The sequence below is a fragment of the Isoptericola halotolerans genome (assembly GCF_003003075.1).
Classification (GTDB): Bacteria; Actinomycetota; Actinomycetes; order Actinomycetales; family Cellulomonadaceae; genus Isoptericola; species Isoptericola halotolerans_A.
This window is the reverse complement of sequence record NZ_PVTX01000009.1, coordinates 99331-112923: the sequence shown is the minus strand read 5'-3', so window position 1 is coordinate 112923 and position 13593 is coordinate 99331. Positions and strand designations below refer to the sequence as shown.

General features: G+C 73.2%; 8 protein-coding genes. 6 read left to right on the top strand and 2 right to left on the bottom strand.

What is annotated here, in order from left to right; all coding sequences use genetic code 11:
* Positions 1 to 258 precede the first annotated feature (258 nt).
* Genes BCL65_RS13540 through BCL65_RS13530 form a run of 3 tightly spaced genes read left to right on the top strand, consistent with a single transcriptional unit; the run spans position 259 to position 4018 of the window.
* Positions 259 to 1926, top strand: coding sequence for an extracellular solute-binding protein (locus tag BCL65_RS13540; protein WP_106268889.1), 1668 nt, complete (start codon positions 259 to 261; stop codon positions 1924 to 1926).
* Positions 1923 to 3020: an ABC transporter permease gene (locus BCL65_RS13535; protein ID WP_243401051.1), complete on the top strand. Its 1098-nt coding sequence runs from the start codon at positions 1923 to 1925 to the stop codon at positions 3018 to 3020. Before BCL65_RS13540 ends, BCL65_RS13535 begins: the two co-directional genes overlap by 4 nt.
* The gene (locus tag BCL65_RS13530) at positions 3017 to 4018 is read left to right on the top strand and encodes a carbohydrate ABC transporter permease (protein WP_243401050.1); all 1002 of its coding nucleotides are present in this window, start codon (positions 3017 to 3019) and stop codon (positions 4016 to 4018) included. The genes BCL65_RS13535 and BCL65_RS13530 overlap by 4 nt, the downstream gene beginning before the upstream one ends.
* Here BCL65_RS13530 and BCL65_RS13525 read toward each other — a convergent pair.
* Together BCL65_RS13525 and BCL65_RS13520 are read right to left on the bottom strand one after the other, a co-directional pair.
* Complete coding sequence (locus tag BCL65_RS13525; RefSeq protein ID WP_106268887.1) at positions 4008 to 5030, bottom strand: LacI family DNA-binding transcriptional regulator; 1023 nt, start codon at positions 5028 to 5030, stop codon at positions 4008 to 4010. The two genes, BCL65_RS13530 and BCL65_RS13525, sit on opposite strands and share 11 nt — an antisense overlap.
* Before the next feature lie 3 nt (positions 5031 to 5033).
* On the bottom strand, positions 5034 to 7625 hold the full coding sequence (locus tag BCL65_RS13520) for a glycosyl hydrolase family 95 catalytic domain-containing protein (protein ID WP_106268885.1): 2592 nt from the start codon (positions 7623 to 7625) through the stop codon (positions 5034 to 5036).
* 112 nt (positions 7626 to 7737) lie between these two features.
* Here BCL65_RS13520 and BCL65_RS13515 point away from each other — a divergent pair, with 112 nt between their 5' ends.
* Genes BCL65_RS13515 through BCL65_RS13505 form a run of 3 tightly spaced genes read left to right on the top strand, consistent with a single transcriptional unit; the run spans position 7738 to position 13588 of the window.
* Positions 7738 to 9843 (top strand): beta-galactosidase, encoded by a 2106-nt coding sequence (locus BCL65_RS13515; protein WP_106268883.1) that lies wholly within the window; start codon positions 7738 to 7740, stop codon positions 9841 to 9843.
* Entirely contained in the window at positions 9840 to 12140 is a 2301-nt protein-coding gene (gene yicI, locus BCL65_RS13510; RefSeq protein ID WP_106268881.1) for an alpha-xylosidase, read from the top strand. The genes BCL65_RS13515 and yicI overlap by 4 nt, the downstream gene beginning before the upstream one ends.
* Entirely contained in the window at positions 12071 to 13588 is a 1518-nt protein-coding gene (locus BCL65_RS13505; RefSeq protein WP_106268879.1) for a GH1 family beta-glucosidase, read from the top strand. Before yicI ends, BCL65_RS13505 begins: the two co-directional genes overlap by 70 nt.
* Positions 13589 to 13593: the final 5 nt, after the last annotated feature.

The following is a 13593-nucleotide window of genomic DNA, read 5'->3' as shown; positions in this document are numbered from 1 at the left end:
CGGGCCGGTGAAGGGTGCGTGGGCAGACCCTACGGCATGGGCGACGCGGGCGTGCGCCGCGGCGCGAACCACGTGTCGGTGAGCCCACCCCACGAACGTCCGGGCCGCACAGGGCCCGGGCGTCGATGTGCGTCGAGGTGTTGTCAGGGGCGCTCGAGATGGCTACCCTTCCTAGTCGAAGCGCTTCGACGGAGAATCGCGGAGCAGTTGTCTGCACGGCGCCACCGGGTGCCGTGGTGTCCACGAAGGAGTGTCCGCATGACGACGAAGTCTCCCGGAATCCCGCCGACCCGGTACCGGGTCGGCCGCAGAGGGTTCCTCGGCCTGATGGGACTCGGTGCCGCGGCGATCGGCGCGCCGACGCTGCTCGCCGCCTGCGGCAACGGTGGCGGTGCGGTCGGCTCGGCCGGCGGCGGCGGCTCGGTGAGCGCCGGCGTGCTGCCGAACTACCTGCCGATCGAGTACATCGCCCCTGACTTCCCGAGCGTCAACGGCTCCACGGCCGGCTACTCCTCCATCCCCGGCGACCTGGTCAAGGCGTTCTCCGCGCCGCCGGGCTCCGGCGGCACGTTCACGGCGATGACGCCGCTGTGGGGCACCATCCCGCCCACGGAGGGCAACCAGTACTACGACGCGGTCAACGGTGCGCTCGGCTCGACGCTCCGGTTCCAGATCTCCGACGGCAACACCTACGGCGACAAGCTCGCCGCCGTCCTGGCCTCCGCCGACGACGTCCCGGACTGGGTCAGCATCCCCACCTGGAACGTGCCGCCGCGGTTCACCGAGGCCGTCGAAGGACTCTTCGAGGACCTGACCCCCTACCTCTCCGGGGCCAACGTCGAGAAGTACAAGAACCTCGCCAACATCCCGACGGACGTGTGGAAGTTCTGCGTCTTCAACGACAAGCTGTACGCCCTGCCGTTCCCCGGCGAGGTCATCAACAACGCGATCTTCTACCGCAGGGACGTCCTGGAGGGCCTCGGCATCACCGAGCAGCCCACGGACGCCCAGGGACTGGCCGACCTGGCGAAGGAGCTCACCAGCCCCGGGGACCAGCGCTGGGGCTGCGAGGACCTCTGGACCGCCGCGACGATGATGTTCGCCGTGCCCGAGAAGTGGACGCAGGACGACGCCGGCAACCTGGTCCACCGCATCGAGACCGAGCAGTACCGCGCCGCGCTCGAGTGGCAGGTCGAGCTCTACGCCTCCGGCGCCGTCCACCCCGACGCCGTCGCGGACAAGACCGAGGAGTCCAAGCAGCGGTTCGAGTCCGGCGAGTCGCTCATCGCGACCGACGGCGTGGGCGGCTGGCACGAGGCGCTCTCGCGTCAGCTCCAGTCGAACCCCGGCTACGACCAGCAGGCGTTCGCTCCCATCGCGGCCGACGGCGGTACCCCGGTGCTCTACAAGGGCTCCCCGGCCAACATCTTCTCCTTCCTCAAGAAGAACGAGGACCCGGCCAGGATCGAGGAGCTGCTCGCGGTCGCGGACTTCCTCGCGGCCCCGTTCGGCACCGAGGAGTACCACCTCGTCAACTTCGGCGTCGAGGGCGTGCACTACGAGACCGACGGCGACGGGCTGCCGGTGCCGACCGATCTCGCCGCGACCGAGCTCCAGCCCACCTACACGTTCCTCGTGGACCCGCCCGTGGTGAACACCAAGGTGCAGTACCCCGGGTTCGTCGAGGACTACTGCACGTGGATGGCCGACGCGGCCCAGTACCTCGCCGACCCGCTGTTCTACGGCATGCAGATCAGCGAGCCGAGCCGGTTCGCCGCCCTGGACGCGCCGTTCCCGGACCTCGAGAAGGACATCGCCCGCGGCCGCAAGTCCATGGCGGACATGGACGAGGCCGTCGAGACGTGGCGCACCTCCGGTGGCGACGAGCTGCGGCAGTTCTACCAGGACATCCTGGACGCGCAGTGACGCACGGCTCCTCCCAGGACGTCCGCGGACGGGGGGACGCGGACGACCCGGCGCTCGCGACGGTCGCACCGACCGCCGCGAGCGCCGCGGCCGGCACCGCCGCCCCCGCGCTCGCGACCGCAGGCGACGCCGTCGTCGTCGACGAGGGATCCGGACGAGCCGGCGCGGTCCAGCCCCGCCGGAAGGTCTCGTGGCGGGCACGGCTCGCCCGCGACCGGTCGCTGATCCTCATGACGATGCCGGCCGTTCTGCTGCTGGCCGTCTTCGCCTACATCCCCATCGCGGGCAACGTCGTGGCGTGGCAGGACTACTCACCGTTCCTCGGGATCGCGGACAGCCAGTGGGTCGGGTGGTACAACTTCCAGCGCCTGTTCGTCAACGACGCGTTCTGGCACGCCGTGGGCAACACCCTGCTCATCACGGCGTTCCAGCTCGTGTTCTTCTTCCCGGTGCCCATCGTCATGGCGCTGCTGCTCAACAGCGTGATGACGCCCAGGGTACGCACCACGATCCAGTCGATCGTCTACCTGCCCCACTTCTTCTCGTGGGTCATCGTGGTCACCGTCTTCCAGCAGCTGTTCGGCGGGGCGGGGTTCGTGGCCCAGCGGCTGGCAGACCTGGGGTACGACGGGTTCGACCTCATGACCGACCCGGACACGTTCCTGGTGCTCATCACCATGCAGAGCGTCTGGAAGGACGCCGGCTGGGGGATGATCATCTTCCTGGCGGCCCTGTCCACCGTCGACCCGGCGCTCTACGAGGCGGCCGTGGTGGACGGTGCGAACCGGTGGCGTCGCATCTGGCACGTCACGCTGCCCGCGCTGCGACCGGTCATCATCCTGCTGCTCATCCTGCGGCTCGGCGACGCCCTGACGGTCGGCTTCGAGCAGCTCATCCTGCAACGAGGGGCGGTCGGCGTGGACGCCTCCGAGGTCCTCGACACGTTCGTCTACTACCAGGGCGTCATCAACGGCGACTGGTCCTTCGCCGCGGCGGCCGGGCTCCTCAAGGGTGTCGTCTCGCTCGTGCTCGTCCTCGGCGCCAACAAGCTCGCCCATCTGTTCGGCGAGGCGGGGGTGTACAAGCGCGCATGACTTCCACGACACACCGACCTGCTCCGTCCACGGACGGGGAGCCCGACGCGGCGACCGGCGGGCCGACCGCACGCCCGGCGACGGCTCGGCGCCGTCGCCGGTCCCAGCACCGGCCCGTCTGGGAGGAGGCTCCGGGACCGCTGGGGTTCACCGGCAAGGTGGTCCTGCTGGCCTTCATCGTGCTGGCCGTCGCCTTCCCGCTCTACACGATCATGCTGACCAGCGTCTCGACGCAGGCGGACGTGACGCGCTCCGGCGGCCTGGTCACCGTCCCCGGCGAGCTGTCCCTGGCGGCCTACGAGCAGATCCTCTCGGGCGGCATCGTCACCCGGGCGGCGCTGGTGTCGATCGGTATCACCGCGGTCGGCACCCTGCTGTCGACGGTGGTGTCCGTGCTGGCGGCGTTCGGGCTCTCCCGGCCCGGGTCGTTCGGCCACCGGCCGCTGCTGTTCGTCCTGCTGATCACCATGTTCTTCGGCGCCGGGATGATCCCGACCTACCTGCTGGTCTCGGCGCTGGGGCTCATCGACTCGTACTGGGCGCTGATCCTGCCGACGGCGGTCTCCGCCTTCAACGTGCTGATCCTGCGGTCGTTCTTCATGGGGATCGACCCGGCCATCACCGACGCCGCCCGGATCGACGGCGCGGGGGACTGGCGGGTGCTGTTCCAGATCGTCACACCGATGTCCAAGGCGGCGATCGCCGTCGTGGCCCTGTTCTACGGGGTGGGGTACTGGAACGCGTTCTTCAACGCGATGCTCTACATCAACGACAACGCCAAGTGGCCCCTGCAGCTCGTGCTCCGTTCGTACGTGCTGCAGGGGGCGACGCTGCCCGGGTCGGGGGCCGGGCAGATCGACGTCGCGACGGGGGCCGTGACGGGCCTGCCGGTCAAGATGGCCGTGCTCGTGCTGGCGGTCGTGCCGATCCTGCTGGTCTACCCGTTCGTGCAGCGCCACTTCACCAAGGGCGTCATCTTCGGGGCCATCAAGGGGTGACGGGCAGCGCCGCGGGGCCGGGGGTCCCGCTGGCCCGTTCGGTGAGGACGGGGGCGAGCAGCCGGGTCTCTGCCGGCTGCTCGCCCTCGAGCCGCGCCATGACCATCTCGACGGCGACGGACCCGATGAGCTCGGCCGGGATGTCGATGCTCGTCATGGGCAGCGCCTGCGAGAGTGCGACGTCGGCCGGGCAGACCGCCACCACCGAGGTGTCGTGTCCGACGACGCGTCCGCGCTCGCGCAGGTGGGCCAGCACGTGCGGCAGCGCCCGCTCGTTGTGCACGACCAGGCCCGTGGTGCCCGGCGCCCGGTCGAGGACGGCGTCGACGGCCTGCTGGGCGCCGGCCGGGCTGGACCCGCACGGCTCGACGGTGGCCGCGAGACCGCGGGCGGAGGCCGTGGCGGTGAACCCGCGCACCACCCGGTCGGCGTACGAGGTGTGGCGGTCCATGACCTCGGGCGGCGATCCGAGGAGGGCGACGTCGTGATGCCCCGTGTCCGCCAGGTGCCGGGCTCCCAGCGCCCCCACGGCCTCGAAGTCCAGGTCGACGCAGCTCAGGCCGCCCGCGTCGCGGGGCAGACCGATCAGCACCGTCGGCTGACGCAGGGAGCCGAGCACGGGGATGCGCGGGTCGTCCGCCTCGACGTCCATCACGACGACGGCGTCCACCATGGATCCTGCGGCGACGCGTTCGAGCCCTCCGACGTCGTCCTGGGTGAGCAGCAGCACGTCGTGCTCGAACCCGCGCGCCCGGGTGACGACACCGGTGACGAACTGCATGATCACCGAGACGTCGACCCCGGAGCGCAGGGGTGCCATGAGCCCGATCACGTGGGTCCGGTTCGAGGCGAGGGCCCGGGCGCCCATGTGCGGCCGGTAGCCGAGCTCGGCGATGGCCTGCTCGACGCGTCGGCGCGTGGGCGGGGAGATGGACCGCTTGCCGGACAGCACGTACGACACGGTCGACGCCGAGACCCCGGCGGCCCGGGCGACGTCCTCGATCGTGGCCATTCCTCAGCTCCTCGTGGTGGGGTGCACGTCGGCACCCTCGGTGAGGGAAACGGTAGCGCCCGCCGGCAGGTGCACCGGCGCGGCCTCGGCGAGTTCACCCGGACGGTGCACGACGACGGACGTCGCGGCCGAGGCGCGCAGCCCGGCGGCGGTCAGGCGCCCGGCCCGCCAGGCCAGGTCGACGACGACGCCGCCCCGCGCGCGCAGGCCGCGCACCGATCCGTCGGGCCACGCGTCGGGCAGGGCGGGCAGCAGGTCGAGGCGGACCAGCCCGTCGGTGGTGCGGTGCGACTGCAGCAGCATCTCGGCGACACCGGCGGTGAGCCCGCAGTTGCCGTCCAGCTGGTACGGCGGGTGCGCGCTGAAGAGGTTGGGGTACATGCCGCCCCGGTGACCCGCCCCCTCGCCGCCGGCGGGCCGCAGCGCGAGGAGCACCTGGTCGTGGGCGCGCGCACCGTCGCCCAGCCGGGCCCACAGGGCCAGCCGCCAGGCGAGGGACCAGCCGGTGGACTCGGGCCCCCGCCGCTCGATGCTGCGGGTGGCCGCCGCGGCGAGCTCCGGCGTCGTCACCGGGTCCAGGGTGCCGAGCGGGAACAGGCCCACGAGGTGCGACAGGTGCCGGTGCTCGGGCTCGGCCTCGGGCAGGTCGGCAGCCCACTCGGCGAGCGCGCCCCGGCCGTCCACCCGCGGGTCGGGGAGCGCCGCGGCGACCTCCTCGAGCCGGCGCAGCCACGTCTCCGCCTCGCCGGCGCAACCTCCGAGCCCGAGCTCGGTGGCCGCGGCGCGGCAGGTCGCCGCGAGCCCTCGGACGAGGGCCACGTCCATCGTGGCCGACGTCGTCACGGCGGCCGGGGCGCCGTCGTCGGCCACGAACCGGTTCTCCGGAGAGGTCGAGGGCGAGGTCCAGGCGCTCCCGGCGCCCTCGGTGGTGCCGGTCTGCACCCAGTCGAGGACGAACCGGGCTGCGCCGGCGAGGACGGGCCACGCCGCGTCGCGCAGGAACGTCAGGTCGGGGGCGAACTGGTGGTGCTCCCACAGGTGCTGGGCGAGCCACACCCCGCCCCAGGGCCACATGGCCCAGGACGCGTCGCCGTGCCCGGCCCCGACGGGTGCGGCGTGCCCCCAGGCGTCGGAGTTGTGGTGCGCGACCCAGCCGCGCGTGCCGTACAGGTCGCGCGCGACGGCGGCACCCGGCCCGGCGGCGAGCCCGGCGACGAAGCGCAGCAGCGGCTCGTGGCACTCGGGCAGGCCCGTGACCTCGGCCGGCCAGTAGGCCATCTGGAGGTTGATGTTGAGGGTGTAGGCGCTCGACCAGGGCCCCGGCAGCTCGGTGTTCCAGACGCCCTGCAGGGTAGCCGGCAGGCCACCCGGACGCGAGGAGGACATCAGCAGGTAGCGGCCGTGGTGCACGGCCAGCGCGGCGAGCCCCGGATCGGGGCGGTCGACGGCTGCCGCGATGCGGGCGTCGGTCGGCAGGGCGTCGGCGCCGGAAGCACTGGGCAGGTCCAGGTGGAAGCGGTCGTAGAGCGCGGCGTGGGCCCGGACGTGCTGCTCGCGGAGGTCGTCGGTGGTCGAGCGGTCCACGCGCAGGCCGTCGACCTGCGCGCTCGGTGGGCTCGGCGTCGTGCTCGTGTCGATGAGGAGTGTGTGCTGCCGACGAGGGGAGGTGCGCAGGGTGCCGGCGGCGACGTGCGCGTCGGGGTCGTCGAGGGCGGCGACCGTCACGTGGCCGCGCCGGCCGTGCGCGGTGTCGTAGCGCACGGGTTCGGGGACGTCCTCGTGGCCAGGGGCCACGTCGACGGGCAGGTGCCACGTGCGGTGCAGCGTGCCGCGCGTGCCCGACGACGGCGCCACGGTCGCGGTCGCGGCCGGGGTCGCGTCGTCGGTCGGGCGCAGGAGGCTGCTGAGCGCGACCTCGAGGCGCACGGGATGCTCCGCGTGCACGGTGTGGACGATCGGGCCGCCGTCCGGGGCGGCCGCGTCGGCCCACGTCTCCTGGACGACGCGGCCGGTCGTGGGCGAGGTCCAGGTGTGGGTGGCGACGGCCGTGCGCAGGTCGAGCTCGCGCCGCACCGGCAGCGGCGCGGCACGGTGGGCGTCGTCAGGTGCGGCACCGGCGGCCCGGACGGCGACGTCGAGCGCCGCGAGGGGCAGGTAGGCCTGGACCCAGGGGCTCTGCATCCGGGCCAGGAGGTCCTCGGCGCGGCGCACGTCACCGCCGGCGAGTGCCGCCCGCGCCGCGGTGAGGTGCGCCGGTCCGCGGGCGGCGACCCCGGACAGCGGGTCGGCGCCGGGCAGCCCGGACCAGGCGGTGAGGTCGTTGAGCCACAGGTGCTCGGTCCCGGGACGGCCGGCGCAGAGGGCGCCGCGGTGCCCGTTGCCGACCGGAAGCGCTTCGATCCAATCTGCTGCCGGAGTGTCGAACCAGAGTCGATGGAGGCTGCGGTCGTCCGACGGGGGAGCGCCGTCGCCGCCGCGGCCCGAGTCGCGTGCCTGTGGAGCGGGATGCCTGGACTGGTGCGGCTGAGAGCGCGTCTCGAGGGGCGGTTCGGTCGGGGAGGAGGGCGCGGTCGTTCGACGCTGGACACCGGGCATGGAGACAGGCTAGCGTGTTGAAACGCTTCGACGATCGCGCTCCAACGCCGGGTCGACGGGCACGAGCTGACCGAGCACGCGACGAGGCGTGCCGAGCGACAGGAGGGCGACGGTGCCGCACGAGAAGAGCGCGACCCGGCGGGCCGGCGATCTCGCCGGGTTCGCCGCCCTGACCGCCGACCTCGGCCTGCTCTACGGCGGTGACTACAACCCCGAGCAGTGGGACCGCCGGACGTGGCGCGAGGACGTCAGGCTGATGGCCGGCGCGGGCGTCAACCTCGTCACCGTCGGGGTCTTCTCCTGGGCGCGCTACGAGCCGCGACCCGGCGCCCGCGACTTCGCCTGGCTCGACGAGGTCCTCGACCTGCTGGGCGCGGCCGGCATCGCGGTGGACCTCGCCACGCCCACCGCCTCGCCGCCCCCCTGGCTCGGCCGGCTGCACCCGGACACGCTGCCCGTCGACGCCGACGGCGTGCGGCTCGTGGCCGGGTCGCGCAACCAGTTCAGCCCTGCCTCGCCCGTCTACCGCGAGCACGCGCTGGCGATCACCCGCGACCTGGTGGAGCGGTACGCGGGCCACCCGGCCGTGCGGATGTGGCACGTCGGCAACGAGCTCGGCCAGGTCTGCTATGGGGACGAGTCCGCCGCCGCGTTCCGGCGGTGGCTGCGCGCCCGGTACGGGACGGTCGAGGCGCTCAACGAGGCCTGGGCCACGACCGTCTGGTCCCAGCAGTACGCCTCGTTCGACGAGGTCCTGCCGCCGCGTCGGATGCCGTACCACGTCAACCCCTCGCAGTCGCTCGACTTCCGCCGCTACTCCTCGGACCAGCTGCGCACGCTGTACCGCGAGCAGCGCGACGTGATCCGCGCCGTCGACCCCGAGCGGCCCGTGACCACGAACCTCATGGGTTTCTTCGCCCTGGCGGACTACTGGTCGTGGGCCCGGGACCTCGACGTCGTCGCGGACGACGCCTACCCCGACCCGGGCGACCCGCGCTCGCCGGCCGACGCCGCCCTGACGGCCGACCTGATGCGCTCGCTCGGCGGCGGCCGTCCCTGGATGCTCATGGAGGCCGCCGTCGGCGCCGTGAGCTGGCGGGACCACAACCTGCCCCGATCGCCCGAACGGTCACGACGCGAGGCGCTGCAGGCGGTGGCGCACGGGGCCGACGGCGTCTGCTACTTCCAGTGGCGCGCGTCCCGGGCCGGGGCCGAGCGCTTCCACTCGGCGATGCTCCCGCACGCGGGTGCGGACACCCGGGTGCACGCTGGGGTGGTGCGTGTCGGTGGCGACCTGGCCCGGCTGCGCGACGTCGTCGGGCAGCGGGTCCCGGCACGCGTGGTCGCGCTCTTCGACTGGGAGTCCTGGTGGGCGGCCGAGGAACAGGCCCGGCCCACCGGGCGGCTGCGCACCCTGGACGTGCTGCGCGCCTGGTATCGCGTGCTCTGGGACGCGGGCGTCGCGGTCGACCTGGTCCACCCGGACGATCTGGCGGCGACCGGCGCCGCAGGCTACGACGTCGTCCTCGTCCCGCAGAGCTACCTGCTCTCACCCGAGGCGGCCGACGCGCTCGGGCGCGCCGCCTCGCGGGGAGCGAGCGTCGTCGTCGGCTGCTTCACCGGCGTCGCCGACCTGGACGCCCACGTCCGCACCGGCCGGTTCCCGGTGCTCCTGGCCGACCTCCTCGGCGTGAGCGGCGAGGAGTGGGCCGCGCTGCCCGACGCCGGCGTGCCGCTCGCCGGGCCGCTCGTGGGCCCGGACGAACCCGCGGACGCCGGCCCACGCGCCCACGTGCTCGGCGAGCTGCTGCGGACCGACGGGGCCGAGGTGCTGGCGAGTTACGCCGTCGGCCACCTCGCCGGTGCGCCCGCCGTGACCCGGCGCCGGGTGCCGCGGCCGGACGGCGTCGCGACCGCCGCGGACGCCGGCTGCGCCTGGTACGTGGGCACGGTCCTGCCCGAGCCCCTGCTGCGCCGCGTCCTGGCCGACGCCTGCGAGCGGGCGGGGGTGTCCGGCGTCGTGCCGGGCCTGGCCGACCTGCCCGACGTCGAGGCCGTGCGCCGCGGCGACCACCTGTTCGTGCTCAACCACTCCGGGGCCCCGGCGCACGTGCGCATCCCCGGGGAGCACTCCGACGTGCTGAGCGGCTCCGTCTTCACCGACCTGGTCGACGTGCCCGCGGGCGACGTCGTCGTCCTGACCGAGAGGAACGCATGAAGTTCACCGACGGCTACTGGCTGTCCCGGCCGGGCCTGCACCCGCTGTACGCGACGGAGGTCGACGACGTCCGCGTGGACGAGGTTGCGGGCACGATGACGGTCTTCGCGCCGACGTCCGTGGTCCGTGACCGCGGCGACACCCTCAACCGGCCCGTGGTCACGCTCACCTACTCCTCGCCGGCGCCGGGCGTCGTCACGGTCCGCGTGGAGCATCACGCCGGGGCCGTTCGCCGCGGGCCGGACTTCGCGGTGCACGCCGAGCCCGGGTTCCGGCCCGTGGTCAAGGTCGACGAGACGGCGGGCGTGCTGGAGACCGGCGGGCTCAGCGTCCGGGTGCACCGGCAGGGTGCCTGGCGGGTGGACTTCGAGCACGAGGGCCGGGTGATCACCTCGAGCCTGCCGAAGTCGGTCGCCGTCATCGCGGCGGACACCGGCGAGCACTGGGTGCACGAGCAGCTCGCGCTCTCCCCGGGCGAGCACGTCTACGGGCTGGGGGAGCGGTTCGGCCCGTTCGTCAAGAACGGCCAGGAGGTCGACGTCTGGAACGCCGACGGCGGCACCTCCAGCGAGCAGGCCTACAAGAACGTCCCGTTCTACGTCACGTCCGCCGGGTACGGCGTCTTCGTCGCGCACCCCGAGAAGGTGTCCCTCGAGGTGGCCTCCGAGGTCAACTCGCGCGTCCAGCTCTCCGTGCCGGGGCAGTCCCTCACGTACCACGTGGTCGCGGGTCCGACGCCGAAGGACGTGCTGCGCCGCTACACGGCGCTGACCGGACGACCCCCGCGGGTGCCGGCCTGGTCCTACGGGCTGTGGCTGTCGACGTCGTTCACCACCGACTACGACGAGCGGACCGTGACCTCCTTCATCGACGGGATGGCCGAGCGGGACCTGCCCCTGAGCGTCTTCCACTTCGACTGCTTCTGGATGCGCGAGTACCAGTGGTGCGACTTCGAGTGGGACCCGCGGACCTTCCCCGACCCGGAGGGCATGCTCGCCCGCCTGCACGCGCGCGGCCTGCAGGTCAGCGCCTGGATCAACCCGTACATCGCCCAGCGCTCGCCGCTGTTCGCCGAGGGTGCCGAGCGGGGCTACCTGCTGCGCACCGAGGACGGCGGGGTGTGGCAGTGGGACCTCTGGCAGGCGGGCATGGGGCTGGTGGACTTCACCAACCCGGCCGCCACCGACTGGTACCTCGGCCACCTCGAGCGGCTGCTCGACCAGGGCGTGGACTGCTTCAAGACGGACTTCGGCGAACGTGTCCCGGCGCAGGGCGTGGTCTGGCACGACGGCTCCGACCCGCAACGGATGCACAACTACTACGCCCAGCTCTACAACGAGGCCGTGTTCGGGCTGCTCGAGCGACGGCGCGGCGCGGGCGAGGCGGTCGTCTTCGCCCGGGCGGCGACGGCGGGCGGGCAGCAGATGCCGGTGCACTGGGGCGGCGACTGCGACTCGACGTACACCGCGATGGCGGAGTCCCTGCGCGGTGGCCTCTCGCTGGCGATGTCCGGGTTCGGGTACTGGAGCCACGACATCGGCGGGTTCGAGGGCACCCCGGACGCGGGCGTCTTCAAGCGCTGGCTCGCGTTCGGGCTGCTGTCGAGCCACTCACGCCTGCACGGCTCCTCGTCGTACCGGGTGCCGTGGGCGTTCGACGACGAGGCGGTGGACGTCGCCCGGCGGTTCACGCACCTGAAGATGCGCCTCATGCCCTACCTGGGCCGCCTCGCCGAGGAGGTCGCGGGCGCCGGGACGCCCATGATGCGCCCGATGGTGCTCGAGTTCCCCGGCGACCGGAGCACGTACGGCGTCGACACCCAGTACATGCTGGGCGACTCGCTGCTCGTGGCGCCGGTCCTGCGCGAGGACGGCACGGCGGACGTCTACGTGCCTGAGGGGCGCTGGACCCTCGTCGACCCGGGATCCGTGGCCGACGGCGGCCCGGTCGAGGGGCCCGTGGTGACCGGTCCGCGGTGGGTCGCCGAGACACACGGGTACGCGAGTCTGCCGCTGCTGGTGCGACCGGGTAGCGTGCTCCCCGTCGGGGCCCGCACCGACCGTCCCGACTACGCCTGGGCCGAGGGCGTGACCCTCCACTGCGTCGAGCTCGCAGCGGGTCACGACTCCGAGGTCAGCGTGCCCGGTGGCGAGGGCGCACCGGCGACATTCCGTGTACGACGCACCGAGAGCGCCGTCGTCGTCTCGAGTGGGAACGCTTCCACCCGATGGGCGGTCCAGGTCGGTGGCCTGCGGACCGAGGCGAACGGTCCGGACGAAGTGAGGATCGACCTGTGAGCACCATCAGCACGACCGGGCAGTTCCCGGACGGCTTCCTGTGGGGTACCGCCACGGCGGCCTACCAGATCGAGGGCGCGGCGGCGGAAGGCGGGCGGGGTCCGTCCATCTGGGACACGCTCTGCCGTGTGCCCGGCGCCGTCCAGGGCGGCGACACCGGCGACGTCGCCTGCGACCACTACCACCGCTGGGCCGAGGACGTGGACCACCTGGCGCGGCTCGGGGTCAGCGCCTACCGGCTGTCGATCTCCTGGTCGCGCGTGCAGCCGGGGGGCAGCGGGCCGCTCAACGCCGAGGGCGTCGACTTCTACCGGAACCTGCTCGACGCGCTCCGGGAGCGGGGGATCACGCCCTACGTGACCCTGTACCACTGGGACCTGCCCCAGGAGCTCGAGGACGCCGGCGGCTGGGCCGCCCGCGAGACGGCGTACGCGTTCGCCGACTACGCCCGGGCGATGGCCCGTGAGCTCGGCGACCGGGTCGCGCTGTGGACCACGCTGAACGAGCCCTGGTGCTCCGCCTACCTCGGGTACGCCTCCGGGGTGCACGCGCCGGGACGCACGGAGCCGGCGGCGGCGCTCGCGGCCGTGCACCACCTCAACCTCGCGCACGGCCTGGCCGTCCAGGCCATCCGCGAGGAGCTGCCCGGGGCCGCGTGCTCGATCACGCTGAACCTGCACGTGCTGCGGGCGGCCTCCGGCTCGGACGCCGACGCCGACGCCGTGCGCCAGATCGACGGGCTGGCCAACCGGGTGTTCCTCGGGCCGCTGCTCGAGGGCACCTACCCGGCCGACGTCCAGCAGGACACGGCGAGCGTCTCGGACTGGTCGTTCGTGCACGACGGCGACCTCGACGTCGTGCGGCAGCCGCTGGACGTGCTGGGGGTCAACTACTACTCGTCCACCCGGGTGCGCCGGTTCGACGGCGAGGGCGAGCCCGTGCGGGCCGACGGGCACAAGACCACGGCGGCGTCGCCGTGGGTCGCGGCCGACGACGTCGAGTTCCTGCCGCAGCCCGGCCCGTACACCGCGATGGGCTGGAACGTCGAGCCCGCGGGCCTGACGGAGCTGCTGCTGGACCTGCACGAGCGCTACCCGGACCAGCCGCTCGCCGTGACGGAGAACGGCGCGTCGTTCGCGGACGAGGTGGTCCAGGACCCGGCGCTCGGGATCCCGCGGGTCCACGACATCGCCCGTGTGGCGTACCTGCGGGACCACGTGGCCGCCGTCGCCGCGGCGATCGACGCCGGCGCGGACGTGCGCGGCTACTTCGCGTGGTCGCTGATGGACAACTTCGAGTGGGCCTACGGGTACTCCAAGCGGTTCGGCATCCTGCACGTCGACTACCCGACAGGGGAGCGCACCTGGAAGGACTCGGCGTACTGGTACGCCCGGCTCACCCGGACCGGCCGGATCCCGGCGGTCTTCGAGGCCGGTCCCGCGGCCTGAGCGCC

Bases quoted from the DNA above. Each gene is read 5' to 3' on its own strand.
- BCL65_RS13505 (WP_106268879.1), top strand. From the start codon at position 12,071: ATGGGCGGTCCAGGTCGGTGGCCTGCGGACCGAGGCGAACGGTCCGGA.
- yicI (WP_106268881.1), top strand. From the start codon at position 9,840: ATGAAGTTCACCGACGGCTACTGGCTGTCCCGGCCGGGCCTGCACCCG.
- BCL65_RS13520 (WP_106268885.1), bottom strand. From the start codon at position 7,625: ATGCCCGGTGTCCAGCGTCGAACGACCGCGCCCTCCTCCCCGACCGAA.
- BCL65_RS13530 (WP_243401050.1), top strand. From the start codon at position 3,017: ATGACTTCCACGACACACCGACCTGCTCCGTCCACGGACGGGGAGCCC.
- BCL65_RS13525 (WP_106268887.1), bottom strand. From the start codon at position 5,030: ATGGCCACGATCGAGGACGTCGCCCGGGCCGCCGGGGTCTCGGCGTCG.
- BCL65_RS13540 (WP_106268889.1), top strand. From the start codon at position 259: ATGACGACGAAGTCTCCCGGAATCCCGCCGACCCGGTACCGGGTCGGC.